This is a genomic window from Pseudomonas sp. NFACC05-1 (assembly GCF_900100135.1).
GTDB classification, from domain to species: domain Bacteria; phylum Pseudomonadota; class Gammaproteobacteria; order Pseudomonadales; family Pseudomonadaceae; genus Aquipseudomonas; species Aquipseudomonas fluorescens_Q.
In genome coordinates, this window is sequence record NZ_FMTR01000001.1 from 839,212 (window position 1) to 863,833 (window position 24,622).

At 61.9% G+C, this 24,622-nt stretch carries 20 protein-coding genes; 14 read left to right on the top strand and 6 right to left on the bottom strand.

The features are described 5' to 3' along the window. Window positions 1–25: 25 nt before the first annotated feature. Window positions 26–1,192: an ABC transporter substrate-binding protein gene (locus BLO97_RS03595; RefSeq protein ID WP_092344972.1), complete on the bottom strand. Its 1,167-nt coding sequence runs from the start codon at window positions 1,190–1,192 to the stop codon at window positions 26–28. A 286-nt stretch (window positions 1,193–1,478) separates the two neighbouring features. Between BLO97_RS03595 and BLO97_RS03600 the strand changes: the two genes are divergently transcribed. Both BLO97_RS03600 and BLO97_RS03605 read left to right on the top strand, forming a co-directional pair. Further along, a complete protein-coding gene (locus BLO97_RS03600; RefSeq protein WP_092141424.1) occupies window positions 1,479–2,732 on the top strand; it encodes a HAMP domain-containing sensor histidine kinase in 1,254 nt (417 codons plus the stop codon). Next, window positions 2,732–3,370 (top strand): response regulator, encoded by a 639-nt coding sequence (locus tag BLO97_RS03605; protein WP_092222092.1) that lies wholly within the window; start codon window positions 2,732–2,734, stop codon window positions 3,368–3,370. Before BLO97_RS03600 ends, BLO97_RS03605 begins: the two co-directional genes overlap by 1 nt. Window positions 3,371–3,535: 165 nt before the next feature. On the opposite strand, the gene BLO97_RS03610 is transcribed toward BLO97_RS03605, so the two are convergent. Together BLO97_RS03610 and exaA are read right to left on the bottom strand one after the other, a co-directional pair. Then, the gene (locus tag BLO97_RS03610; RefSeq protein ID WP_092141418.1) at window positions 3,536–4,180 is read right to left on the bottom strand and encodes a pentapeptide repeat-containing protein; all 645 of its coding nucleotides are present in this window, start codon (window positions 4,178–4,180) and stop codon (window positions 3,536–3,538) included. A gap of 143 nt (window positions 4,181–4,323) precedes the next feature. After that, on the bottom strand, window positions 4,324–6,180 hold the full coding sequence (gene exaA, locus BLO97_RS03615) for a quinoprotein ethanol dehydrogenase (protein ID WP_092344974.1): 1,857 nt from the start codon (window positions 6,178–6,180) through the stop codon (window positions 4,324–4,326). Between the two features lie 254 nt (window positions 6,181–6,434). Here exaA and pedF point away from each other — a divergent pair, with 254 nt between their 5' ends. From pedF to mqo, 12 genes are all read left to right on the top strand, one after another. Continuing rightward, on the top strand, window positions 6,435–6,896 hold the full coding sequence (gene pedF / locus BLO97_RS03620) for a cytochrome c-550 PedF (protein ID WP_063321449.1): 462 nt from the start codon (window positions 6,435–6,437) through the stop codon (window positions 6,894–6,896). Window positions 6,897–6,901: 5 nt separating this feature from the next. Next, on the top strand, window positions 6,902–7,777 hold the full coding sequence (locus BLO97_RS03625) for a substrate-binding periplasmic protein (protein ID WP_092344976.1): 876 nt from the start codon (window positions 6,902–6,904) through the stop codon (window positions 7,775–7,777). Between the two features lie 10 nt (window positions 7,778–7,787). Continuing rightward, on the top strand, window positions 7,788–8,546 hold the full coding sequence (locus BLO97_RS03630; RefSeq protein WP_092222100.1) for a quinoprotein dehydrogenase-associated SoxYZ-like carrier: 759 nt from the start codon (window positions 7,788–7,790) through the stop codon (window positions 8,544–8,546). A gap of 16 nt (window positions 8,547–8,562) precedes the next feature. Beyond that, entirely contained in the window at window positions 8,563–9,492 is a 930-nt protein-coding gene (locus BLO97_RS03635) for a quinoprotein relay system zinc metallohydrolase 1 (protein ID WP_092344978.1), read from the top strand. 385 nt (window positions 9,493–9,877) lie between these two features. After that, complete coding sequence (locus tag BLO97_RS03640; protein ID WP_092344980.1) at window positions 9,878–10,981, top strand: RHS repeat-associated core domain-containing protein; 1,104 nt, start codon at window positions 9,878–9,880, stop codon at window positions 10,979–10,981. Between the two features lie 408 nt (window positions 10,982–11,389). Then, on the top strand, window positions 11,390–13,165 hold the full coding sequence (locus BLO97_RS03645; protein WP_092222106.1) for a PQQ-dependent methanol/ethanol family dehydrogenase: 1,776 nt from the start codon (window positions 11,390–11,392) through the stop codon (window positions 13,163–13,165). A gap of 303 nt (window positions 13,166–13,468) precedes the next feature. After that, window positions 13,469–14,989: an acetaldehyde dehydrogenase ExaC gene (locus BLO97_RS03650; protein WP_063321443.1), complete on the top strand. Its 1,521-nt coding sequence runs from the start codon at window positions 13,469–13,471 to the stop codon at window positions 14,987–14,989. A 275-nt stretch (window positions 14,990–15,264) separates the two neighbouring features. Further along, window positions 15,265–15,336: a pyrroloquinoline quinone precursor peptide PqqA gene (pqqA, locus tag BLO97_RS03655; protein ID WP_003253598.1), complete on the top strand. Its 72-nt coding sequence runs from the start codon at window positions 15,265–15,267 to the stop codon at window positions 15,334–15,336. A gap of 132 nt (window positions 15,337–15,468) precedes the next feature. Continuing rightward, window positions 15,469–16,626: an alcohol dehydrogenase-like regulatory protein ErcA gene (ercA, locus tag BLO97_RS03660; protein WP_092222169.1), complete on the top strand. Its 1,158-nt coding sequence runs from the start codon at window positions 15,469–15,471 to the stop codon at window positions 16,624–16,626. Then, on the top strand, window positions 16,610–17,980 hold the full coding sequence (locus BLO97_RS03665) for a hybrid sensor histidine kinase/response regulator (protein ID WP_092222108.1): 1,371 nt from the start codon (window positions 16,610–16,612) through the stop codon (window positions 17,978–17,980). The genes ercA and BLO97_RS03665 overlap by 17 nt, the downstream gene beginning before the upstream one ends. A gap of 174 nt (window positions 17,981–18,154) precedes the next feature. Next, window positions 18,155–19,360: an acetyltransferase domain-containing protein gene (locus tag BLO97_RS03670; protein WP_092141391.1), complete on the top strand. Its 1,206-nt coding sequence runs from the start codon at window positions 18,155–18,157 to the stop codon at window positions 19,358–19,360. A gap of 384 nt (window positions 19,361–19,744) precedes the next feature. Then, entirely contained in the window at window positions 19,745–21,388 is a 1,644-nt protein-coding gene (gene mqo, locus BLO97_RS03675; protein WP_092141388.1) for a malate dehydrogenase (quinone), read from the top strand. A gap of 176 nt (window positions 21,389–21,564) precedes the next feature. On the opposite strand, the gene BLO97_RS03680 is transcribed toward mqo, so the two are convergent. Genes BLO97_RS03680 through BLO97_RS03690 form a run of 3 tightly spaced genes read right to left on the bottom strand, consistent with a single transcriptional unit; the run spans window position 21,565 to window position 24,595 of the window. Continuing rightward, the gene (locus BLO97_RS03680) at window positions 21,565–22,872 is read right to left on the bottom strand and encodes a CitMHS family transporter (protein ID WP_092344982.1); all 1,308 of its coding nucleotides are present in this window, start codon (window positions 22,870–22,872) and stop codon (window positions 21,565–21,567) included. A gap of 50 nt (window positions 22,873–22,922) precedes the next feature. After that, window positions 22,923–23,246, bottom strand: coding sequence for an AtuA-related protein (locus BLO97_RS03685; RefSeq protein WP_003201468.1), 324 nt, complete (start codon window positions 23,244–23,246; stop codon window positions 22,923–22,925). Next, window positions 23,246–24,595 carry an acyclic terpene utilization AtuA family protein gene (locus tag BLO97_RS03690; protein WP_092344984.1) on the bottom strand — a complete coding sequence of 450 codons (1,350 nt, stop codon included), beginning with the start codon at window positions 24,593–24,595 and terminating at the stop codon, window positions 23,246–23,248. Before BLO97_RS03690 ends, BLO97_RS03685 begins: the two co-directional genes overlap by 1 nt. Between the last annotated feature and the right edge of the window lie 27 nt (window positions 24,596–24,622).

Consider the following 24,622-nt stretch of genomic DNA (forward strand, 5'->3'; position numbering starts at 1 on the left):
CGGTTTTCCTTATTGTTGTTATCGATCAGGGGTAACGGCAGCTTACTTCGGGCCGGTCATAACCCAGGCTGTCCATTTCATTGGAAGGGTGGAGAAAACCGTCCTGGGGCGAGGTGCTGACCAGTGCCCGTGGCTGGACCAACGCAATTGGTTGGCGCAACTGGCCGTTCCAGGGCCGGTAGCTGAGCTTGCGACCCTTGAAGCCGTCCAGGGGCAACTGGTCGCTGAGGGCCAGCTGGCGAATGGCGAGCGGGTCGTCCTGACGCAACTTGCTCACGGCGCTGGCGATGCTGCGCACGGCGATCCAGGCAGCAAAGTCGCGGTCGTTCATCCAGCGTCCGGCCAGGGCTTCAAAGCGTTTTTGCAGTTGCGCCGCGCCGTAGGTTTCCACGGTCTTGTGCCAACCGGTGGGCGTCAGCCCTTGGGTGCCGGCCACCGGGCGTGGGTACCAGGTCTGGTAGGGCAGGTATTCACCGAAGTCGCCGCGCTCATCGGCCACCAGCACCACGTCATACTCGGCGGTCTGGGTGAACAGCGGCATGTCGGCCTGGGCGCTGCGGCGCTGGTCGTTGTCGAACTGCCAGGCCTTTTCGGCGACGATTTTCATGCCGAAGCGTTTCATGGCCCGGCGCAATGCGTCGGCATAGGCCCGGTCCTCGGGCGTCTGGCCGACGATCAGCAAGGCCCGCTGCCATTTACGCACGACGCTGAACTGCACCAGGGCATCGGCGAGCATGGCGCGGTCGGGCAGGCTGTGTAGCACGTTGCCCAGGCAGTCGGTGGTGCGCAGGCTGTCGTCGGGGCTACCGGCGTTGAACAGCAGGCTGTCGGGCAGGGCGGCGCTGAGTTGGCGCAGGCTGGCGGCCGGTGCGTTGACCACGAACAGCCGCAGGCCCTGGTCATGTTGGGTCCGGGCGGCCTGGAGCAGCGCTTCGGGAGTGTCGACGCTGGCGCTTTCCAGGCGGTAGTCGTGCTTGAGAAAACGCCCGGTGCTGTTGCTGTCGACGATCGCCAACTCAGCGCCGCGCAACCCGGCATCGGCCGGTTCGGCAATGACGTTGGATAGCAACGGGCCCGGATCGGGACGGTAACCCAGGTAGCCGATGCGCACTTGCAGCGGCGTGGCATCGCCCGCGTGAGCAGTTGCCGCTGCCAGCAGAGAAACCAGGGCGTAACTGACGAGCCGGCGCATGACATCCTCCATTGCAGGTAGCGCCAGCATAGAAAGCCCAGGGGCATGGGGAAATATGCAGAAAGTACCGCCGGTGCAGTACCAAGGTAGTAACTCACCTTGGAGGTCGGGGTTTTAGCATGCAGGCATCGTCATTGACCAGGAGGGGGCAGACCATGCGGATTCTCAAAGCGCTGCTGTTGCCGTTTCTGCTGATCCTGAGTTTGATCGGGGTTGACCGTCCCAAAACCGGGAAACCCCCGCTCCCACAGGGGGTAGGTGTCAATTCAGGGCTGGAGCGCTAGCCATGTCAGCCCTCTGGCGCATCAACCTCTGGGTCTCCGCCTTTTTCGCCCTGGTCACCCTGGCCTGTGCAGTCCTGCTGCTGCACCAGGCCATGGCCGATGTGAAACGAGAGCTGCAATCGGCCGAATCGGTGGTGCATTACCTGCGCGAAACCGCCGAGCGCGATCCGGCCAGTCTCCAGCCGCGGTTGACCGGCAGCCTGCGGCATGTGCGGGTCCGTTGGCTGGCCCCTGGGGAGTTGTTCCCGGCGAATGAATCCGGAATGAAGGCCTGGCTCGGCCGCCGGTTACTGGATGACGGACCCGCGGCTCAGGTGGTGGATTTGCCGGACGGTCGGCGGGCCTGGATTGCCGTCGACCCTCGCGATGAAATCGACGAGATTCTCGATTCCTTGGTGCAACTGTTGTACGTCTGTGCCCTGGCGCTGTCGCTCAGCCTGTTGGTGATTCGTTGGGGGGTACGCCGGGGCATGCGCTTGCTCGATGAGCTGCTGCATGCGTTGCGTCAGGTCTCAGCCGGGAACCTGCAGGTGCGCCTGGGCACTGAGGGTGTCCCGGAGGCGCAGCATCTGGCGGGGCATTTCAATCGCATGACCGCTGCGCTGGCCGAGGCCCAGGCCGATAACGCCCGGCTTACCCAGGCCTTGCTGGCCGTGCAGGAACAGGAGCGTACCCAGCTGGCCCAGACCCTGCACGACGACTTGGGCCAATACGTGGCCGGCATTCGTGCTCGCGCCTGCCTGCTGCGGCTGTTGATGGATCAGCCGCTGGCGCTGGAGCAGACCGTCAGCCAGCTCGAAGAGCATTGCGAGCATTTGCAATCGGGTTTCCGGGCACTGGTGCATGACTTGTACCCAGTGGTGTTGCAGTACCTGCCATTGTGCGAGGCCATCAGGCTATTGGCCGGGCAATGGCAGGCCAGCCAGGGCATCACCTGTCAGGTGTGGATCGACAAAACACTGCCGTCCTTGTCCGGTCCGGACAAGACCCACTTGTATCGTTTGTTGCAGGAAGCGTTGACCAACGTTGCCCGGCATGCCGGCGCCACGCAGGTGCGGATACGCCTGCAACACCGCGCCGGGCGCCTGCGGTTGCTGGTGCGCGACAACGGTTGTGGAGCGACGCAACCATCGCGCGCCGGTGTCGGCTTGCACTCGATGTCCGAGCGGGCGCGCAGCCTGGGCGGTGAGCTGCGCATCCTCAGCCAGGCTGGCGCCGGTTGGGCGCTGGCCTTGAATATCCCCCTGGAGGCGTGATGAACATTCTGTTGGTGGACGACCATGCGGTGGTTCGGCAGGGCTATGCCAGCCTTTTGCGGGTGTTGATGCCGGACCTGCAGGTCCGCGAAGCGGCGACCGGTGAGGAGGCGTTGAGCCAGGTGCAGGAGCAGGTGCCGCATCTGGTGATCATGGACTTCGGCCTGCCCGGTATCAGTGGCTTGGAAACCACCCGCCGGCTACGCCATCGCCTGCCGCAACTGCGGGTGCTGTTTTTCAGCATGCACGATGAATTGCCCTTGGTGCGCCAGGCATTGGACGCTGGCGCCGCGGGCTACCTGACCAAGAATTCGGCACCCCAGGTGCTGGTCGACGCGGTGCGGCGAGTGCTGGCCGGGCATGTCTACATCGAGCAATCCCTGGCCACGCAACTGGCCTGCACCCGTTCGCGCCAGGATGTCGACCCGCGGCTGCAATGCATGACTCAACGGGAGTTGGAGATCTTTGTCATGCTCGCCAAGGGCACCCCCGCCCGCACCATCGCCGAACAGCTGTGCATCAGCGCCAAGACCGTGTCCAACCACCTGACGCTGCTCAAGAGCAAGTTGCAGGTCAGCTCCCATGCCGAGCTGGTGCACTTGGGGATCGATATGGGGGTGGTGCGGGTGGCGGGATAAATCCCAGGTTCATTGTGGCGAGGGAGCTTGCTCCCGCTGGGGCGCGAAGCGGCCCTGAAACCAGGCACCTCGGTAGGACGGATTGACTGAGTTGGCCGGCGGAGGGGGGCTGCTGCGCAGCCCAGCGGGAGCAAGCTCCCTCGCCACAGGGGGTTGTGGCAATCCTTACTGATCCCAGGAAGTCGGGCAACCGGTACAGCCCTCCATATTCGCATCCTGGAAATTCCCGTAGTGCTGGCGAGAACCGCTCAGGTTGGCCTGTTCCAGGTTGCTTTCGCCGAGCTTGGCTTCCTGCAGGTTGGCGTCGCGCAGGTCAGCGCCCTTGAGGTCGGCCTTGCTCAGCCAGGCCATTTCCAGGTCAGCGGCCTGCAGGTTGGCACCCTGCAGGTGCGCGCCGGACAAGCGGGCGAACTGAAGGTAGGCGGCGGTCAGGTCGGCGCGTTGGAACTGCGTGCCTTGGGCGAACAGACCCCAACCCTGGATCGCCTTGAGCGTGGCGCCGCTGAAGTCCGCCAGGCGCAGGTTGCTTTGTTGCAGGCTGGCACGGGTCAGGTTGGCGCCCTGCAGTTGGGCTTTCTCGAGGTTGGCCAGGTCCAGCCGTGCGTGCCGCAGGTCGGCGTCGCGCAGGTCGGCACCGCTGAGGTTCATTTTGCGCAGGTCCTGGTTCGCCAGTTTTGCACCGCGCAGGTTGGCGCCGGGGCATTGGCTGGATTCGGCGATGAGGCAGCCGTTGAGGGTGAGCGGGGTGTCGGTCTCGTCGGCGTTGGCAAAGGCGCCAACGAACAAAAGCAGCAATGACAAGCATCTCATGGCATGAGCTCGGGCAATTGTGGGAGCTTGCTCGCGATAGCGCCATGTCAGTCAACATGAATGCCAGCTGAACCACCGCTATCGCGAGCAGGCTCGCTCCCACAGGGGATTGTTGTATCGATTAGGATTCAGGTGGGATTGGGCTATTTCTGCGCCGTCGCCTTATCCCAGCTCGGAATCTTGAACACCCAGAACGACCCACCCTGGGCCACCGGCTTGGTCAGTTCGGCCATGTCGCCGCCCCACAACGGTACGGCACCACCGTAGCCGACGGTCACGCCGATGAATTGCTCGCCGTCCTGCTCCCACGTGATGGGTGGGGAAACGATGCCGCTGCCGGTCTGGAACTTCCAAAGCTCCTTGCCGGTTTTCGCATCAAAGGCCTTGAAGAAGCCGTCGCCGGTGCCGGTGAACACCAAGTTGCCCTTGGTCGCCAGTACGCCGGCCCACAGTGGCAGCGGTTCCTTGTGCTCCCAGACTACCTTGCCGGTGGTGGGGTTCATCGCCCGCAGGCTGCCAACGTGATCGTCGTACATGCGCTTGATGCGAAAACCCATGCCGAGGTAGGCCGAGCCCTTCTTGTAGTTCACTTCCTCGGTCCAGTATTCCTCTTTCCACTGGTTGCCGGGGACGTAGAACAAGCCGGTGTCCTGGCTGTAGGCCATGGGATTCCAGTTCTTGCCGCCGAGGAAGGGCGGCGAGACTTCCACCGGCTTGCCCTTGGTTTCACCCGGCAATGGCTTGGCCGGACGCTGGCCGGGGTTTTCCACCGGGCGGCCGGTCTTGAGGTCGATGTGGCTGGCCCAAGTGATGTTGTCGACGAACGGGAAGGCGTTCTGCAGCTTGCCGTTGTTGCGGTCCACCACGTAGAAGAAACCGTTGCGGTCGGCGTGTGCGGTGGCTTTGACCACCTTGCCGTCCTTGTCCTTGTAGTCGAACAGCACCAGCTCGTTGTTGCCGGAGAAGTCCCAGGCGTCGTTGGGCGTGTGTTGGTAGAACCACTTCACTTCGCCAGTGCTTGGGTCGACGCCCACCTGGCCGGAGGTGTAGAGGCTGTCGTAATCGTGAGGGTTGCCATCCTTGGCCGTGCGCGCCCAGGTGTTCCACGGGCCAGGGTTGCCCGCGCCGACGATGATGGTGTTGGTATCGGCGTCGAAACTGGCGCTCTGCCAAGGTGCGCCGCCGCCGTGGCTCCAGGCTTCGACCTTGCCGGTTTCAGTGGTCTTGTCGTCGGGCCAGGAAGGCGCCTTGACATCGCCCGTCGGGGTGCTGTCCTTGCCGTTGAGGCGGCCCATGTGGCCTTCGACGAACGGGCGCATCCAGACTTCTTCGCCGGTATCGGGGTCGCGGGCGAACAACTGGCCGACCACGCCGAACTCATCGCCGGAACTGCCATGGATCAGCAGGACCTTGCCACTGGTCTTGTCCTTGATCAGCACCGGCGCCCCGGTCATGGTGTAGCCGCCGGCGTGGTCGCCGAACTTCTTGTTCCACACCACTTTGCCGGTGTTCTTATCCAGGGCGACGACTCGCGCGTCCAAGGTGCCGAAGTAGATCTTGTCGCCGTAGATGGCCGCGCCACGGTTGACCACGTCGCAGCACGGGCGAATGTTGTCCGGCAGCCGGTGGTTGTAGGTCCACAGGCGCTTGCCGGTCTTGGCGTCGAGGGCGAATACCCGCGAGTACGAGCCGGTGACGTACACCACGCCGTCGCTGACGATGGCCTGTGATTCCTGGCCGCGCTGCTTCTCGTCGCCGAATGAGTAGGACCAGGCCGGGGTCAGCTTGAACACGTTCTTGTCGTTGACCTGGGCCAACGGGCTCCAGCGCTGGGCGTTGGTGCCCATGCCGTATTGCAGCACGTCCTGGGTGGTCAGGTGGTCGTTGGCGATGTCTTCCCAGGTGACGGCAGCGCGCGCCAACGGACTCGTTGACAGACTGCCGGCCAGCAGCAAGGCGACCGTCAGGGAGGAGAGGGCGGGTAGCGTTTTTATTCTCATGGTGGCAGTTCCCAGTGAAAGGTTTTGGCCTGACTAGGGTGAGTGGTGCCACGACCCGACCGATACGGAAAAAGTCCCGCCCTTGCCGGGAAGACTTCCCAAACCGCCTGTCTTTACGACCTGCGTCGGATGGCCTGCTACCAAGGAACTAGATCCCGGCCACCAAAGCAGCATTCGGCTGGGGCAGGGCGGTTCCTAAGATGACGGCACGGCTTCTTCACAGAGGTCTTGCGTGCAATCCAGAGGGCATAACAATGACAACAAAACGCAACGCCATCATCGCTACCGCACTGCTGATGGGGCTGACCGGCGCAGGCTCCGCATGGGCCCATGGCAACGTAGTGCCCCAGGCAGTGGAAACCAAGGGATTGACCCCGATCAAGGACACCAACCTGCCGCTGGACGGTGATGGTTGGGCCGCCCAGAACCCCTATCGCAGTTCCCCCGAGCGTGACAAAGCCATAGAAATCGGCGCTTCGGCCTACAACCAGAACTGCGCCGCGTGCCATGGCCTGGAGGCCAAGTCGGGCGGCATCGCCCCGGACCTGCGGATGCTGGACGCCGCCGAAGCCGGGGATGAATGGTTCGTCGAGCGCGTACGTCACGGCGCGGTGCGCGACGGCCGGGTCTACATGCCGAAAATGGCCGACTACCTGAGCCAGGAAGCCTTGTGGGCGGTGCGCACCTATCTCGACAGCGTACACGTCGAGGAGTGATCGCCATGCGCCTGTTCGCGTGGGTGATGTGCAGCCTGCTGCTGTGTGGCCAGGCGGCGCAGGCGCAGGTGCGCAGCTACGACCAGATGATCGCCTCCGGTGAGTTGAAGGTCGCGGTCTACAAGGACTTCGCGCCCTACAGTTTTGAGGATCACGGGCAACCCAGGGGCGTGGACGTGGAACTGGCCCAGGCCCTGGCCAAGGCGCTTGGCGTGCGTCTGCAATTGATGTGGGCACCACCGGGCGAGAAGCTTGATGACGATTTGCGCGATTACATCTGGCGCAGCAGCCCGCTGCACGACCGACAACTGGCCGACCTGATGATGCGTGTGCCGTACGACCACGACTACGTGCAGAAGCGCAACGACATCGGTGAGCTGGAAAATGCCCAAGTGGTGATGTTCGGACCTTATCAGCAGGAATGTTGGCAGGTGGCATATGACCGCCGCCGACTGGATTCGGTGGGCAGTGTCGCAGTGTTCCAGCAACACCCCATCGGGGTGGAAGTCGACAGTGTGCCGTCGTTTTACCTGACCTCGGTGTTCAACGGCATGCTCAGTGCCAAGACCCGCCATTACCCCAGCGTCGCCAAAGCTTTCGGGGCCATGCAGGCCGGGGAGGTGGACGCCGTCATGGCCATGCGCGGTGAGGTCGATTGGCAAGTGCACGAGGCGGCTGATCCGCAACTGGCGCTGGCGGAAAACGCCTACCCGAACATGGGCAAGCAACGCTGGGAAATCGGCATGGCGGTGCATGAAAGCAACCGTCAGTTGGCCTATGCGGTGGAAGAGGCGCTGGAAGGCTTGATCCGCGACGGCAGCGTCAAGACTCTTTATGCCCATTACGGCCTGCGTTACGAAGTGCCGGAGATGTATCAATAGGAGCGCAGGGATGAAATGGGCCATGTGGTGCCTGCTGTGGTGCGGCCTGCCGACGATTGCGCTGGCGGCGGTCGAACCGGGGAAGGACCCGGTGCCGTCGGTGATGTGGGCCTTTTATCACAAGCAATTGCTGGGGGACGCGCCGTTCGTGTTCGATGACCGGGTGCGCCTGCTGGCCCCACCCTTTGCCGAAGACGCACGCCAGGTGCCACTGGAAATCGATGCCCGGGCCTTCACTGGCGACGTCGTACGGGTGCTGGCCTGGGCCGAACTGAACCCGTTGCCGAAAATCGTCGACTTCCAACCAGGGGCGCGTGTGCTGCCCTGGTTGTCGATCCGTATTCGTATCGAACAAGCCACGCCGCTGCGTGCTGCCGTGCAGACCCGCGATGGCCTGTGGCACGTCGGCTCGACCCTGATCGACGCGGCCGGTGGCGGCTGCACCGCGCCCAGCGTGGTGCGCACCCAGCCAGGTTGGGAGGAACACTTGGGCGAGGTGCTAGGCGCCCGCTATCCCCGGGGCGATTCGAGCCGCCTGCGCTTGCAGGTCGCTCATCCGATGGATAACGGCCTGGTGAGCGGCATCCCGGAGTTTTTCCTCAACCAGGCGCAACTGCTGGACGCCGACGGCCAGGTGCTGGCGCGCCTGGAGCTGTTCCCGGCGGTCAGTGAAAACCCCAACCTGGGCTTCGACATCCGAGGCCCGGGCCAGACCCGCCTGCTGCTGCGCGACAACAGCGGCAATACGTTCGAGGCGGCGATCCCCTGACCACAAGGAGCGCGCCATGCGCTGGTTGTTGCTGATGTTCCTGAGCCTGTGCTGGCCGACGTGGGCCGGGACGGACTACGCGCTCAAGCCCCGGCAGATCGCCGAAGGCACCTGGCTGCTGGAAGGCAGCACCGAGAATTTTGCCAAGGCCAACGGCGGCAACATCGTCAACACCGCGTTCATCGTCACCGATGCCGGCGTGGTGGTGATCGACACCGGGCCGTCGAAGCGCTACGGCGAAGCCCTGCGCCAGGTCATTGCGGCAACGACGGATAAGCCGGTGATCCAGGTCCTGCTGACCCATCATCATCCCGATCACGTACTGGGCAACCAGGCCTTCAGCGACGTCCCCATCGGCGCCTTGGCCGGGACCACGGACCTGCTGCGCCAGCAGGGCGACGCCATGGCGGAGAACATGTACCGGCTGGTGGGCGACTGGATGCGCGGCACCGAGGTGGTGCTGCCCACCCAAGCGTTGACGCCCGGTGTGCTCAAGGTGGGCAATCACGCGTTGCGGCTGCTGCAACTGGCCGGGCACACCGGGGCCGACCTGGCGATCCTCGACGAAACCACGGGCGTGCTGTTCGCCGGCGACCTGGTGTTCTACGAACGCGCCCTGACCACCCCCAACAGCCCGGGGCTGGAGGTCTGGCTCCAGGACCTCGACACCCTGCAGGCCTTGCCCTGGAAACAGATCGTGCCCGGCCACGGCCCAGTGGCGACCGGCGCCCAACCCTTTGCGCAGATGCGCGATTACCTGGGCTGGCTCGACCAACTGATGCGCGACGGCGCGGCTCGCGGCGACGACATGACCGAGATGATCCGCAGCCCCATCCCCGAACGCTTCGCCGGGATCAGCCTGAGTCGTTATGAGCTGATTCGCAGTGTCAGCCATCTCTATCCGCGCTATGAGCGGGCGGGGATGAAGCGGGTGGACGCCCAATGACCGTTGGCTGAGCAAATCCTCTGTGGCGAGGGGATTTATCCCCGCTGGGGCGCGAAGCGGCCCTCTATCTTCTGCCGACTATCGGGGTGACTGGACGGGCTCATGGGGCTGCTGCGCAGCCCAGCGGGGATAAATCCCCTCGCCACAAAGGGAGGTGCTCGCCTAACTGAGGCCACATTGCCGAACTGTGTTTAGCAGAGTTTTTTAAAAATCAGCAGGTTGTGATTTTTTTCATGAAGGCTTGCTCCCGCAGGGCTGCGCAGCTGCCTGAAGCATCCAAAAGCGCGGTGTTCCAATTCGCTAACCTAACAGTTCTGTTAGTAGTCGCCTGATGCAGTACCCACTACCCTTCAGTTGCACGTCAAAACTTACTAGGTGTCATCCTATGCCTACCCAACACGAATCGTTGCTCTGTCGATACCATTACGACCCGCTCGACCGTTTGATCGGCTGTACGTTGCTGAATGGGCCTGAATCTCAGCGTTTCTACTGCAGAAAGCGCCTGGTCACAGAGATTCGAGGCACGATAAAAAATTCAATATTCCAATACAACGACCAGCTACTCGCGCAACAGTGTCATGGCGTTAAGTTTGACACTGCGCTGCTGATAACCGATTGCCAGCGGTCGGTGTTGCACACGCTCAGTGAAAACAGCCAGCGACAACCCATCGCCTATTCACCTTACGGCCATCGCCCCACTGAACGCGGTGTAGCCAGTTTGCTGGGGTTCAACGGCGAACGAGCGGATCCGGTGACCGGGCATTATTTATTGGGTAATGGGCGTCGGGCGTTCAGCCCGGTGTTGATGCGATTTAACAGTCCAGACAGTTTTAGTCCGTTTGGGGAAGGTGGACTAAATGGATATGCATACTGCTTGGGTGACCCGATTAATAGATGCGATCCTACAGGGAACAACCCACTGGAATGGTTAGGCCTGAAAACAACGCACGTGGGTGAAGGTCTTTGGACAAAGAAAGGGGTCACCAGCTTTAAAGGAAAACGTGCGTTAAAAAGAATTAACGCTTTAGATGAAGAGATTGAGGCGATTAAACGTGATGCTCAGAGGCAGCTCTTCCAAGCAGATAACAAGGTATTGAACCCGGGGGGCGGCCCCCAAAAAAACACCACGCCACAAACCGGAATCCGACTTGATAACCTTGCTTATAAGGCGGCGCGCCCTGAAAGCCATCCGTTTTCTTCACTGGCAGGCAAAATCCTAGAACCTCATTTAGAGCCGATGCAGCGCCAAGCGGCCATCGAACAAACTAAGCATCGTGGTATCTTCGAACATTTGGAGAAGAAGGTGTTACCGGATAGAAACGAGTATCTTGCAGACGCCCTAGAAGACAACAGTCTCAAGTTCGACGAGGAAATAGTTGATGCATATAAACTTAGGCTGCGATTGTATGCACTGAAAGCGAGGTCTGAGTCTGGTTTGGTTGCAGAGCAAAACCGAATTCGCGATAAATACTTGACTTATTTTCCTTGAGGGCATCGCCCCGGAAATAGTTGAATCCGTATCGCGCTAGACTGCAATCAGCCACATTTCAAGAGGTTGCTACATTGGTGAAGGAACGTAACCGAGCTCACGCATAAAGTACTTGCGCGTGGATAGAAAGACCTTAAGCAGACTGCATTGGACAGATGCCCAAGAAGTTGTGGTTTTTTACCGACGAGACCGCCGCACAAACGTCAGGGTGCTCAAATAAGAGGGAGCAGTTGCTCATTCCCTCTCCACGGGGGCGTTGCGTTGGCCGACCAAGCCGCCTTTGACATGTACCAAGGAACTAGAAAACTCAACACTGCGGGCAATTGTTGCCAGCGGCCCTGGGGCCAAGAATCTGCGACAGACCGGGAAAATTTCCCGGGTATAACAATAACCGCAGAGGTAGCCGTCATGAGTCAACCCGCACGTCGCCAACCGTTCGCCGTGAGCCTGCTGCTCAGTGCCATGCTGCTGTCCGGTTCGGTCCTTGCAGCCGTGACCGATCAGGAAATTCTCCAGGACCCGAAGAACCCCGAGCAGATCGTGACCAACGGCCTGGGCGTCCAGGGCCAGCGCTATAGCCCGCTCGACACCCTCAACACCGACAACGTCAAGGACCTGCGGCCGGTCTGGGCGTTTTCCTTCGGTGGCGAAAAGCAGCGCGGCCAGCAAGCCCAGCCGATGATCAAGGACGGGGTGATGTACCTCACCGGTTCTTATTCACGGGTGTTCGCGGTGGATGCGCGCACCGGCAAGAAACTGTGGCAATACGATGCGCGCCTGCCCGATGACATCCGCCCTTGCTGCGACGTGATCAACCGTGGCGTGGCGCTGTACGGCGACCTGGTGTTCTTCGGCACCCTCGACGCCAAGTTGGTGGCCTTGAACAAGGACACCGGCAAGGTGGTGTGGAGCAAGAAGGTTGCCGACCACAAGGAAGGCTACTCCATCAGCGCCGCGCCGTTGATCGTCAACGGCAAGCTGATCACCGGCGTGGCCGGTGGCGAGTTCGGTGTGGTGGGCCAGATCAGTGCCTATGACCCGAAGAACGGCGAATTGCTGTGGACCCGCCCCACCGTGGAAGGCCACATGGGCTACGTCTACAAGGACGGCAAAGCCATCGAGAATGGCATTTCCGGCGGCGAGGCGGGCAAGACCTGGCCGGGCGATCTCTGGAAAACCGGCGGTGCCGCACCTTGGCTGGGCGGCTACTACGACCCGGAAACCAACCTGCTGCTGTTTGGCACCGGTAACCCGGCGCCGTGGAACTCCCACCTGCGTCCTGGCGACAACCTCTATTCGTCGTCGCGCCTGGCCCTGAATCCGGACGATGGCACCATCAAATGGCACTTCCAGAGCACGCCTCACGACGGCTGGGATTATGACGGCGTCAACGAGCTGATCTCGTTCAACTACAAGGAAGGTGGCAAGGACATCAAGGCGGCAGCGACCGCCGACCGTAACGGCTTCTTCTACGTGCTCGACCGCACCAACGGCAAGTTCATCCGCGGCTTCCCGTTTGTCGACAAGATCACCTGGGCCACTGGCCTGGACAAGGATGGACGGCCGATCTACAACGAGGCCAGCCGTCCGGGTGCGCCGGGCAGCGAAGCCAAGGGCAGTTCGGTGTTCGTCGCACCGGCCTTCCTCGGCGCGAAAAACTGGATGCCGATGGCCTACAACCAGGACACCGGGTTGTTCTACGTGCCGTCCAACGAATGGGGCATGGACATCTGGAACGAAGGCATCGCCTACAAGAAAGGCGCGGCGTTCCTCGGCGCCGGTTTCACCATCAAGCCGCTGAACGAGGATTACATCGGCGTGTTGCGGGCCATCGACCCCAAGACTGGCAAGGAAGTCTGGCGCCACAAGAACTTCGCGCCGCTGTGGGGCGGGGTTTTGACCACCAAGGGCAACCTGGTGTTCACCGGCACGCCTGAAGGGTTCCTGCAGGCGTTCAATGCCAAGACCGGGGAAAAGGTCTGGGAATTCCAGACCGGCTCCGGCGTGCTCGGTTCGCCCATCACCTGGGAAATGGACGGCGAGCAATACGTCTCCGTGGTCTCCGGCTGGGGCGGCGCGGTGCCGCTGTGGGGGGGCGAGGTGGCCAAGCGCGTGAAGGACTTCAACCAGGGCGGGATGCTCTGGACCTTCAAGTTGCCGAAAGCGTTGGTGGCCAAACGCTGATATCCGCACTGAACCGTGGCGAGGGAGCTTGCTCCCGCTCGGCTACGAAGCAGTCGCCAACCCGGCGGGCCAGTTTTCGGCCATGAACCGAGGTAAGGGGAGCGCTTCGCACTCCAGCGGGAGCAAGCTCCCTCGCCACAAAGGTATCTGCGATGGGTTCACGTTCGCGGATGCCTTGCTCTGAATCTACGACCAAATAACGAGAGTCCCCCTGCCAACGACGCATTCGTCCGCCGCGCGGGGCTCTCTACCATCGGTCTATCGCCTGTCCCGCGACAGGCATCGACCAGGCAGAGGCCCATCATGATCTACGCACAACCCGGAACTCCAGGCGCCGTCGTTTCCTTCAAGCCGCGCTATGGCAACTTCATCGGCGGCGAATTTGTCGCGCCGGTCAACGGCGAATACTTCACGAACACGTCTCCGGTCAATGGCGAAGTCATTGCCGAATTCCCGCGTTCCAGCGCCGCCGACATCGACAAGGCCCTGGATGCCGCCCATGCCGCGGCCGATGCCTGGGGCAAGACCTCGGTGCAGGACCGTTCCCTGGTGCTGTTGAAAATCGCCGATCGTATCGAGCAGAACCTGGAAATCCTCGCTGTCAGCGAGACCTGGGACAACGGCAAGGCCGTACGCGAAACCCTCAATGCCGACGTGCCGCTGGCGGCCGACCATTTCCGTTATTTCGCCGGCTGCATCCGCGCCCAAGAGGGTGGGGCGGCCGAGATCAACGAACTGACCACGGCCTATCATTTCCACGAGCCGCTGGGCGTGGTCGGGCAGATCATCCCGTGGAACTTCCCGCTGCTGATGGCCGCCTGGAAACTCGCCCCGGCCCTGGCTGCCGGTAACTGCATCGTGCTCAAGCCGGCTGAACAGACGCCGCTATCGATCATGGTCTTCATCGAGCTGGTCGCCGACCTGCTGCCGCCCGGCGTGCTGAACATCGTCCATGGTTTCGGTCGCGAGGCCGGCGAAGCCCTGGCCACCAGCAAGCGCATCGCCAAGATCGCCTTCACCGGTTCCACCCCGATCGGCTCGCACATCATGAAATGCGCCGCCGAGAACATCATCCCGTCCACCGTGGAACTGGGCGGCAAGTCACCGAACATCTTCTTCGAAGACATCATGCAGGCCGAGCCGGCCTTCATCGAGAAAGCCGCCGAAGGCCTGGTGCTGGCGTTCTTCAACCAGGGCGAAGTCTGCACCTGCCCATCCCGGGCCCTGGTGCAAGAGTCGATCTACGCGCCGTTCATGGCCGAGGTGATGAAAAAGATCGCCAAGATCAAGCGTGGCAACCCGCTGGACACCGAGACCATGGTTGGCGCCCAGGCGTCCGAGCAGCAATTCGACAAGATCCTGTCGTACCTTGAAATTGCCCAGCAAGAGGGCGCCGAGCTGCTTACTGGCGGTGCTGCCGAGCGACTCGAGGGGGATTTGTCGAGCGGCTATTACATCCAGCCGACCCTGCTCAAGGGCCACAACAAAATGCGTGTGTTCCAGGAAGAGATCTTCGGCCCGGTAGTGGGCGTGACCACCTTCAAGGACGAAGCCGAAGCCCTGGCGATCGCCAACGACACCGAGTTCGGCCTCGGTGCCGGTCTCTGGACCCGCGACATCAACCGCGCCTACCGCATGGGCCGGGCGATCAAGGCCGGTCGCGTGTGGACCAACTGCTACCACCTGTACCCGGCGCACGCCGCGTTCGGTGGCTACAAGAAGTCCGGTGTCGGCCGTGAAACCCACAAGATGATGCTCGATCACTATCAGCAGACCAAGAACCTGCTGGTGAGCTACGACATCAATCCGTTGGGGTTCTTCTAATCCCCGACATCGAGTGAGTGAACACTGTGGCGAGGGAGCTTGCTCCCGCTGGGCCGCGCAGCGGCCCCAAAAGTAATCATCAAGCACTCAAATGCAGTGCCTTGAAGAAGGGGCGCTTCGCGCCCCAGCGGGAGCAAGCTCCCTCGCCACAGGTGCCCGCTCTGCAGTAGTACCAACGCACTCCCTCCACCGCTTCGAAAGTAGCATTCGAGCCTTGGGCGGGGTATGCATTAATGACTTGCCGGAATCGCCCGGTACAAGAAGAGGAAAGACCCATGTGGACTAAACCCGCGTTTACCGACCTGCGTATTGGCTTTGAAGTGACGATGTACTTCGCCAACCGATGAGTGCCAGCCCGGCCTGACGCGTTCAGGCCGGGCTACCCATTGGTCTGATTGCAATCGCGGTGGGATGCTTTAGGCTCAAGGTATCCCAAGACAATAACAACAGGCTTACCGATGAGCCACGTACCTGAAAAGATGAGCCTCAGCCCGCTGCGCAAGTTCGTTTCCCCTGAAATCATGTTCGGTGCCGGTTGTCGGCACAATGTCGGCAATTACGCCAAGACGTTCGGTGCACGCAAGGTGCTGATCGTCACCGATCCCGGGGTCATCGCCGCCGGTTGGGTGGCCGACGTCGAAGCCAGTCTCCAGGCCCAAGGCATCGACTACTGCGTCTACAGCGCGGTCTCGCCCAATCCGCGGGTCGAGGAAGTGATGCTCGGTGCCGACCTTTACCGGGAAAACCATTGCGATGTCATCGTCGCGGTGGGCGGTGGCAGCCCGATGGATTGCGGCAAAGGCATCGGCATTGTCGTTGCCCACGGTCGCAATATCCTCGAGTTCGAAGGCGTCGATACCCTGCACGTGCCCAGCCCACCACTGATCCTGATCCCCACCACGGCGGGGACGTCGGCGGACGTGTCGCAGTTCGTGATCATCTCCAACCAGCAAGAACGGATGAAATTCTCCATTGTCAGCAAGGCGGCGGTGCCGGACGTGTCGCTGATCGACCCGGAAACCACCCTGAGCATGGACCCGTTCCTGTCCGCCTGTACCGGCATCGACGCCCTGGTGCATGCCATCGAGGCGTTCGTGTCCACCGGTCACGGGCCGTTGACCGACCCCCATGCCCTGGAAGCCATGCGCCTGATCAATGGCAACCTGGTGCAGATGATCGCCAACCCGGCGGACATCGCCCTGCGGGAAAAAATCATGCTGGGCAGCATGCAGGCCGGGCTGGCGTTTTCCAACGCGATCCTCGGCGCGGTTCATGCGATGTCCCACAGCCTGGGCGGCTTCCTCGATTTGCCCCATGGTTTGTGCAACGCGGTATTGGTTGAGCACGTGGTGGCGTTCAACTACAACTCGGCGCCGGAGCGTTTCAAGGTGATTGCCGAGACGCTGGGCATCGACTGCCGGGGGCTCAACCACCGGCAGATCCGCACTCGGCTGGTGGAACACCTGATTGCCCTCAAGCACACCATCGGCTTCCACGAGACGCTGGGCCTGCATGGCGTGAGCACCTCGGACATTCCGTTCCTGTCGCAGCATGCGATGCACGACCCGTGCATCCTCACCAACCCTCGGGAGTCGAGCCAGCGGGATGTCGAGGTCGTCTATGGCGAAGCCCTCTGACGAGCAGCAAAAAGCCCTGGCGGGGCTGTTGGGGCTGGGCAATCACTCAACGCGCAAGAGTCACTACCCGGAACTGGCGGCGCGCCTCGATGAACTGGAGCAGGCCCGGCAACATCTGCAGCAGCTCAATGATCAACTGGAACAGCGGGTGGCCGAGCGCACCGACGCGTTGCTGGAGGCCAACCACAACTTGCAGCAGCAGATTGTCCAGCGCGAACTGATCGAGCAACAGTTGCGCGATGCCCGAGACGCCGCCCAGGCCGCCAACCGCAGCAAGGACAAATACCTGGCTGCCGCCAGCCATGACCTGTTGCAGCCACTCAACGCGGCCCGCCTGCTGATCGCCACGTTGCGTGAGCGCCAGTTGCCTACCGCCGAACATGTACTGGTGGAACGGACTCATCAGGCGCTCGAAGGGGCCGAAGACCTGCTCACCGACCTGCTGGACATTTCCCGGCTGGACCAGGCCGCCGTCAAGCCCGACCTGGCGCCGTATCGGCTGGATGAGTTGTTGGGGCCGCTGGTTTCCGAATTTCAATCGGTGGCCGGCGCCGCGGGGTTGGAATTGCGGGTGCGGTTTGGCGATGAAGCCGTGCTGACCGACCTGCGATTGATCAGCCGTATCCTGCGCAACCTGCTGAGCAATGCCTGCCGCTACACCACTCAGGGCGGTATTCTCCTGGCGGCCCGGCGCCGGGGAGGGCGCTTGAGCATCGAGGTCTGGGACACGGGGCGGGGCATCGCTGCCGATTGCCTGGAGTCGATTTTCCTCGAATTCAACCAACTCGATGTCGGCCGGGCGGCGGATCGCAAAGGCGTGGGCCTGGGGTTGGCGATTGTCGAACGTATCGCCCACATCCTCGGTTACCGGGTCAAGGTGCGTTCTCGGCCGGGACGGGGCTCGGTGTTCAGTATCGAGGTGCCGCTGTCCAGCGAAAAACCCCTGCCAGTGTCCCAGGTTCCGGTACAGGCGGTCGCGGGCAACCCGCTACCGGGGCGGCGTTTGTTGGTGATCGACAATGAGTTGAGCATCTTGCAAAGCATGGCGGCGTTGTTGGGGCAGTGGGGCTGCGAAGTCTTGACCGCCACCGACGAAGCGGGCGCCCTGGATGTGCTGCAAGGCCGTGCGCCGGAGCTGATCCTGGCGGATTTCCACTTGGATCACGGGGTCGTGGGCTGTGAAGTGGTCAAGCACCTGCGCGAGCATTTCCACCAGGCGATCCCTGCGGTGATCATCACCGCCGACCGCAGCGACCAGTGCCGCCGCGCCTTGCGCAAACTGGGCGCGCCGCTGCTCAACAAACCGCTCAAGCCTGGCAAGTTGCGGGCGGTGTTGAGTCAGATGCTCGGGTAGGGGACCCGAGGCAGGCCTCACCTGGTGAGGTCCCCGAAACCGTCTCCACCACAATCCCCAGTGGCAGCGAGCCTGCGCGCGATAACAATTCAGTGTTATGTTATCCGTTTCCGTTTGGCAGGAATTCTCATTCCCTGCCTTGCACGGACCAACGACCTCCATCCGAGTAAAGCCATGAGCCTACCTTCAAGCATGACGAGCCCGTCCGGCGTCATCGCGCCTTTATTTGCAATCAGCGCCACCAAAACCCATGTGCGCATGCTCGCCATCGATGCCTTGCGAGGTTTCGTCATGCTGCTGATGCTGGTGGATCATGTTCGCGAGACATTCCTGCTGCACCGTCAGGTCACCGACCCCATCGATGCGCTGAGCGTGACCCCGGACCTGTATTTCACCCGCCTGCTCAGTACGCTCTGTGCCCCGGTCTTCATCTTCCTCACCGGTTTGTCGGCCTGGCTCTACAGCCAGAAACACACCGCCGGCCAGACCTCGTTGTTCCTGCTCAAGCGTGGCCTGTTCCTGGTTTTCCTGGAACTGACTTTCGTGTGTTTCGCCTGGAACGCCGAGTTCCCGCCCAAGACACTGTGGTTGCAAGTGATCTGGTGCATTGGCATTTGCATGATTGTCCTGGCTGCGTTGTTGCACCTCAAGCGCAGTTGGCTGATCCTCCTCGGCGTTGCCATCGTTGCTGGACACAATCTGTTGGACGGTGTGGTGCCAGGGCCTGACTCGCCGTTTTTCGTGCCGTGGTCGATTCTTCATCAACGGGCATTCATCGATATCACCGAGTTCACCCGGGCCCGTACCACGTATCCGGTGCTGCCGTGGATCGGCGTGATCCTGCTGGGCTGGGTCATCGGGCCGTGGTTTGGCAAGGATGTTGAACCCGCCGTGCGCCTGCGACGGTTGTTCAAGATGGGGCTGGGTCTGCTGCTGGCTTTTGTGCTTATCCGTTACCTGAACGTGTACGGCGACAAACCCTGGCTCCAGACCGGCGACGCGCTACGCACCTTCATGAGCTTCATGAGCGCGACGAAGTATCCGCCGTCGCTGATGTTCCTGATGCCGACCCTGGGAATAGGGCTGATGTTGCTGGCACTCTTTGAAAAAGCCCAGGATCGGGGAGCCATCGCGCTGTTGGCGATCTATGGCGGCGCACCGATGTTTTTCTACCTGCTGCACCTTTACGTGCTCAAGGCCCTGTACCTGACCGCCGTTGCCATCTGGGGCACCAACCAGGGTACCTATTTCGGATTCGATGATTTACCCATGGTGTGGTTGTGGAGTGTGTTGCTGGGTGTCGTGCTGTTTTTTCCGACACGTTGGTTTGCCGGGCTCAAGCAACGGCGGCGTGATATCGCGATCCTCAAGTATCTCTGACCCGCGGGGGCTCTGGTCGCGCGAACGGTGGCGATCAGGGCCATTAAAATGCCGTCATTTGGTCGGCGTTTTTGTCAGGAATGTAAAAAGACGTTTCGGTCTGTTTATTTCCTTATGTAAACTCCCCCCGCTGCGACAATCGGACACGGCCGCGCCATGCCCGATGAACACCGTTCGCAGCGTCCCTCACCCCAGCTGAAGCCAAGACCTACAAGAAGTCAGCGCCGGAGAGATATAAACGAGAGGCCGACGTATTGCTCGGCCCTGTAGGTCCATCCTCCGGTCCTTCTCGATAGCCGCCCTGCTGGCGTTGCCGGCCATGGACGTGGGCTATCCGTGATCAGGACAGGTGGACGGAATGGCGTTCATCCTAGGGATACACACATGTTGAAGAAAACACACACGGCGCTACTGGGCCTGGCGATGGCGATGGGTCTTGCGACCACGCATGCCGCCGAGCCAAAAAAAGTGGATGTCTTGCTCATTGGTGGGGGCATCATGAGCTCGACACTCGGCGTCTGGCTCAATGAGCTGGAGCCGGGCTGGACCATGGAAATGGTCGAGCGCCTGGACGGTGTTGCCGAAGAGAGCTCCAACGGCTGGAACAATGCCGGTACCGGTCACTCTGCGCTGGCCGAGCTGAACTACACGCCGGAAGACAAGAACGGCAAGGTCGATATCTCCAAGGCCATCGAAATCAACGAAGCCTTCCAGATCTCCCGTCAGTTCTGGTCCTGGCAGGTCAAGAACGGCGTGTTGAAGAACCCGCGTTCGTTCATTAACTCCACGCCGCACATGAGCTTTTTGTGGGGCGACGAGAACATCGCGTTCCTGAAGAAGCGCTACGAAGCCCTCCAGGCCAGCCCGTTGTTCGCCGGCATGCAGTATTCCGAAGATCGCGAGCAGATCAGCAAGTGGGTGCCGCTGATGATGCAAGGGCGTGACCCGAGCCAGAAAGTCGCGGCCACTTGGAGTCCACTGGGCACTGACGTGAACTTCGGCGAAATCACGCGTCAATTCGCGGCTTACCTGCAAACCAAGCCGAACTTCTCCCTCAAGCTGTCCAGCGAAGTGGAAGAGATCACCCGCAACGAAGACGGCACCTGGCGCGTTTCGTACAAGAACCTGAAAGACGGTACCGAAACCGAGACCGACGCCAAGTTCGTGTTCATCGGCGCCGGCGGTGGTGCCTTGCACCTGCTGCAGAAGTCCGACATCCCGGAAGCGCGTGAATACGCGGGTTTCCCGGTGGGTGGTTCGTTCCTGGTCACCGAAAACCCGACGGTTGCCCAACTGCACCTGGCCAAGGCCTACGGCAAGGCTTCGGTGGGCGCACCGCCGATGTCGGTTCCGCACCTGGATACCCGTGTGCTCGATGGCAAGCGCGTGATTCTGTTTGGCCCGTTCGCAACCTTCTCCACCAAGTTCCTGAAGAACGGTTCGTACTTCGACCTGCTGACCAGCACCACCACCCACAACGTGTGGCCGATGACCAAGGTCGGTATCGAACAGTACCCACTGGTCGAGTACCTGGCCGGTCAACTGATGCTGTCGGATGAAGATCGCTTCAACGCCCTGAAAGAGTACTTCCCGGAGGCCAAGCAGGAAGACTGGCGCCTGTGGCAGGCCGGTCAGCGCGTGCAGATCATCAAGCGTGACGAAGAGAAGGGCGGCGTACTGAAACTCGGTACCGAAGTGGTTGCGTCCCAGGACGGCAGCATCGCCGGCCTGCTGGGTGCCTCGCCAGGCGCCTCGACCGCCGCACCGATCATGCTGACCGTGCTTGAGAAGGTCTTCAAGGACAAGGTCGCCAGCCCGGCCTGGCAGGAAAAACTGCACCAGATCGTGCCAAGCTACGGCACCAAGCTCAACGATAACCCTGAGCGTGTCGCCCAGGAATGGGCCTACACCAGCGAGGTCCTGCAACTGGATCCTCCGCCGGCGATCGGCAAGCCAGGCGCCACCGCGGCACCGGCCAAGCCGGCCGCTGCCCGTGAAGCCAACCCAGCGGCTGACATGGCGCTGTAAACCGGACGCCGTCTGGTGAGGTACAAAAACGCCGCTCATTGAGCGGCGTTTTTTTTGGGCTCGGTTAACCCTGTGGGAGCGAGCCTGCTCGCGATGGCGCACGCTCAGTCAGCATCAATGCTTGATCTGCTCAACATGCGAAGGATCATCTGCACTTGCCCGCATTCACCGCTTGTTCAAACCTGTACCGCTCCAGTCGCCACCGCGAAGGCGAGCATCACCAGGCTGACGCCCCAGGCCCAGAAGAACGTATAGGCCATGTGCTTGCGCAGCTCTACGCCGGACAACGCCAGCGCCAGGTACACGCTGGGCACCACCGGGCTGATGGAGAATCCGGTGTTCTCGCCGATCAACATGGCCCGGGCCACGGCCTCGAGGGGGACACCCGCGGCAGCGGCCACGTCCCTGATCACTGGCAGCAAGGCGAAATAGTAGGCATCCGGTGAGAAGATCATCCCCAGAGGGACGCCGAAGAAACCGACGATCACATGCAGATATTGGGCGGAACCGGCTGGCATGGTATCGATCAGTGCCAATGCCATGCCGTCGGACATCTTTGCGCCGGAAAGCACGCCCAGCAGAACGGCGGCGGCCATCATCACCAGGACCATTTGCAGCGCATCGGCCGCATGGGCCTTGAGGCGTTCGGCCTGGGCGTCCAGGGACGGGAAATTCAAGGGCAGGGCGATGCCCAATCCCACCATGAAACAGGCATACAAGGGAAAAATGCCGGTGAACAGGCACGCCAGGATCCCACCGGTCAGCGCCACGTTCAGCCAGTAACGCAGTCCTCGCGGGGAGAGGGCGAGTTCACGGTCTTGGGGTTGCAGGCTGTCCATGTCACAGGTTGCAGCCGCGCCCAGCGACATCGGTTGGCGACGTTGGGCGCGCAAGCCCAACACTGTCGCGACAACGAGCATGCACGCCAGGCCCACCATCTGCACTGGCAGCAAGCCTAGCCACAGTTGGGTGGCATCCAGCCCCGACACTGCGGCGGCGCGTGCAGTCGTTCCACCCCAAGGGACCATATTGATCACGCCGGCCGTGGTGCCCACCAGGCACAACAGCATCGCCGGGCTCATGTTCAGGCGTTTATACAAGGGCAGAAGGGCCGGGATGGTCAGTAAGAATGTGGCGGCGCCGACGCCGTCGAGATGGACCACTGACGTCACCAATACCGTCACCAGTGCCACGGCCAGCGGCTTGCCGCCCGTGCTGCGGATCAGCAGGTTGACCAAGGGATCGAACAATCCCCGGTCGCGCATGATGCCGAAGAACAGGATGGCAAACAGAAACAGTGCTGCGGTCGGGGCCACCGTGATCAGGCCGGTCTTGATGAATTCGCCGATCTGCCCGAGATTGAAGCCGGCCAGCAGGCAAACGATCACGGGAAGGGTGGTGAACGCCACCACCGGGCTGATCCTGCGTAGCAATATCAACCCGATAATGGCGAGCATCATCAGGAAACCCAGGGTTGTAATCATGTTGCAGCCTCTCTTTTTTATTGTTGTCGAAGGTTCGCGGGCGAAGTCGATCAGCCTTGCGGTCCGGGCAGGCGCAAGGCCAGAAGCAGGTAACTCAGGCTCTTGCCGTGACGATCAAGACCGCAACTGCGGTTCACCCCGCCCTCCAGGGCGTCCTCGAGCACGAAATTCAGCGCATTCAGGTTTGGCAGTTCATAGCGATGCACCTTGGAGGGCTGTCGCGTCGCGAATTGCTCGGCCACTCGGGCGCAGGTCAATTCCCGTAGCAGCCATGGATAGTGGGCCGGATCGTGGGGGAACAGGGCGATGCTGAGAATGTTGCCCTTGTCGCCAGCACGGGCATGGGCATAGTCGGCGAGGGTGACTAGGTTCATCAGTACCACTCCAGGGTTGTATGGATTTGATCTCGCGGTAGCAGGAAACTGCGGGTGGTAACGGTCTCGGAGAGGTGTCGCCGGACGCCACCGCCGCCCGCCGGCCCGTTGGTGTAGAGCGACTCGACCTCTGCCAGCAGGGCCTCCACCAGCCGTCGGTCGGTGTGAGTCAGGCCGATCCGCACGCGCACATCCTCCAGGGCGGGCGCCTGGGCCAGTTGCTGTTGCAGGTATCGACCGCCCTGGTCGTTGAAGAGGCTGGCGACCCCGGACAGGTCGATCCAGGGCTGGACCCCGGGTGCCAACTGGTCGAAGCGCTGCAGCAGGATTTCCCGCGCCAGGGCGGCACGCGCCACGGCGCCGGGGCCTGCGTAGGATATTTCCGCCTCGCCGAACCAGAGGCCTCGCACACCCGCCAGGCCCTTGAGTGTGTCGGGACGCGGATGACCCAGCAGGCCACTGATTTCAACACGGTCATCGCCCAAGTCCTGTACACGGGCCTGGCCCAGGTCCAGCACCACGTCCGGGGTCAGATAGCGTCGAGGGTCGTGTACTTCGTAAAGGAGCTGCTCCTTGACCGTCTGTTCGCTGACCCGTCCGCCGCTGTTGCGGGTTTTACCGATGATCAGGCGGCCATCCTGATGGACTTCAGCAATGGGGCAGCCGAGATTGGCCGGGTCCGGAACGTCTTTCATTCCAGGATGGGCAAAATAGCCACCCGTGACTTGGGTGCAACACTCCAGCAGATGACCAGCGGTGGTGGCGATCGCCATTTTCTGCCAATCGTCCGCCGACCACCCCAACCCATGGCGGATCGCGCCTACGGCCAACGACGGATCCGCGACCCGGCCACACAGCACGATGCCAGCGCCCTGGGCCAACGCCTGGGCGATACCGTCGGCCCCGGTGTAGACGTTCACCGCCACGGGCTGTTCCAAGGGCTCCGAGGACAGCCATCGTTCGTAACGGGGCGGTGTTTCTTCCAACAGATCATCACCCAGCACGCAGGCGATTTTCAGTGCAGGAAAGCGGCCCGCCAGCGTCTGGCGCAGCCGTTGCGCGGCCGCCCTGGGATTGGCGGCGCCGCCGTTGGTGATTATTGGGATGCCAGCCTCGATGCAGACGTCGAGCATGGGTTCGAGGAAATCGAACAGGCGCACGGAATATCCCGCTTGGGGATCCAGGCGCTTGCGTAGTTGCGCCTCGGCCAGGGTCCGTTCAGCCAGCAGTTCCAGCATGATGTAGCGCTGGCCGCCGCGTTGTGCCAGGTCCTGGGCCAGACGCAGGGCGGCGTCGGGTCGATCATTGGCGAAACCGGCGCCGCAGCCGACGAGAATTGTTTTTGTCATGTCGTTTTCCACTGAGGGGTGGCCCCA

What these genes read in the sequence shown, in the direction of transcription:
- BLO97_RS03595 (WP_092344972.1), bottom strand. Translation starts at nt 1,192, where the DNA reads ATGCGCCGGCTCGTCAGTTACGCCCTGGTTTCTCTGCTGGCAGCGGCA.
- BLO97_RS03600 (WP_092141424.1), top strand. Translation starts at nt 1,479, where the DNA reads ATGTCAGCCCTCTGGCGCATCAACCTCTGGGTCTCCGCCTTTTTCGCC.
- BLO97_RS03605 (WP_092222092.1), top strand. Translation starts at nt 2,732, where the DNA reads ATGAACATTCTGTTGGTGGACGACCATGCGGTGGTTCGGCAGGGCTAT.
- BLO97_RS03610 (WP_092141418.1), bottom strand. Translation starts at nt 4,180, where the DNA reads ATGAGATGCTTGTCATTGCTGCTTTTGTTCGTTGGCGCCTTTGCCAAC.
- exaA (WP_092344974.1), bottom strand. Translation starts at nt 6,180, where the DNA reads ATGAGAATAAAAACGCTACCCGCCCTCTCCTCCCTGACGGTCGCCTTG.
- pedF (WP_063321449.1), top strand. Translation starts at nt 6,435, where the DNA reads ATGACAACAAAACGCAACGCCATCATCGCTACCGCACTGCTGATGGGG.
- BLO97_RS03625 (WP_092344976.1), top strand. Translation starts at nt 6,902, where the DNA reads ATGCGCCTGTTCGCGTGGGTGATGTGCAGCCTGCTGCTGTGTGGCCAG.
- BLO97_RS03630 (WP_092222100.1), top strand. Translation starts at nt 7,788, where the DNA reads ATGAAATGGGCCATGTGGTGCCTGCTGTGGTGCGGCCTGCCGACGATT.
- BLO97_RS03635 (WP_092344978.1), top strand. Translation starts at nt 8,563, where the DNA reads ATGCGCTGGTTGTTGCTGATGTTCCTGAGCCTGTGCTGGCCGACGTGG.
- BLO97_RS03640 (WP_092344980.1), top strand. Translation starts at nt 9,878, where the DNA reads ATGCCTACCCAACACGAATCGTTGCTCTGTCGATACCATTACGACCCG.
- BLO97_RS03645 (WP_092222106.1), top strand. Translation starts at nt 11,390, where the DNA reads ATGAGTCAACCCGCACGTCGCCAACCGTTCGCCGTGAGCCTGCTGCTC.
- BLO97_RS03650 (WP_063321443.1), top strand. Translation starts at nt 13,469, where the DNA reads ATGATCTACGCACAACCCGGAACTCCAGGCGCCGTCGTTTCCTTCAAG.
- ercA (WP_092222169.1), top strand. Translation starts at nt 15,469, where the DNA reads ATGAGCCTCAGCCCGCTGCGCAAGTTCGTTTCCCCTGAAATCATGTTC.
- BLO97_RS03665 (WP_092222108.1), top strand. Translation starts at nt 16,610, where the DNA reads ATGGCGAAGCCCTCTGACGAGCAGCAAAAAGCCCTGGCGGGGCTGTTG.
- BLO97_RS03670 (WP_092141391.1), top strand. Translation starts at nt 18,155, where the DNA reads ATGAGCCTACCTTCAAGCATGACGAGCCCGTCCGGCGTCATCGCGCCT.
- mqo (WP_092141388.1), top strand. Translation starts at nt 19,745, where the DNA reads ATGTTGAAGAAAACACACACGGCGCTACTGGGCCTGGCGATGGCGATG.
- BLO97_RS03680 (WP_092344982.1), bottom strand. Translation starts at nt 22,872, where the DNA reads ATGATTACAACCCTGGGTTTCCTGATGATGCTCGCCATTATCGGGTTG.
- BLO97_RS03685 (WP_003201468.1), bottom strand. Translation starts at nt 23,246, where the DNA reads ATGAACCTAGTCACCCTCGCCGACTATGCCCATGCCCGTGCTGGCGAC.
- BLO97_RS03690 (WP_092344984.1), bottom strand. Translation starts at nt 24,595, where the DNA reads ATGACAAAAACAATTCTCGTCGGCTGCGGCGCCGGTTTCGCCAATGAT.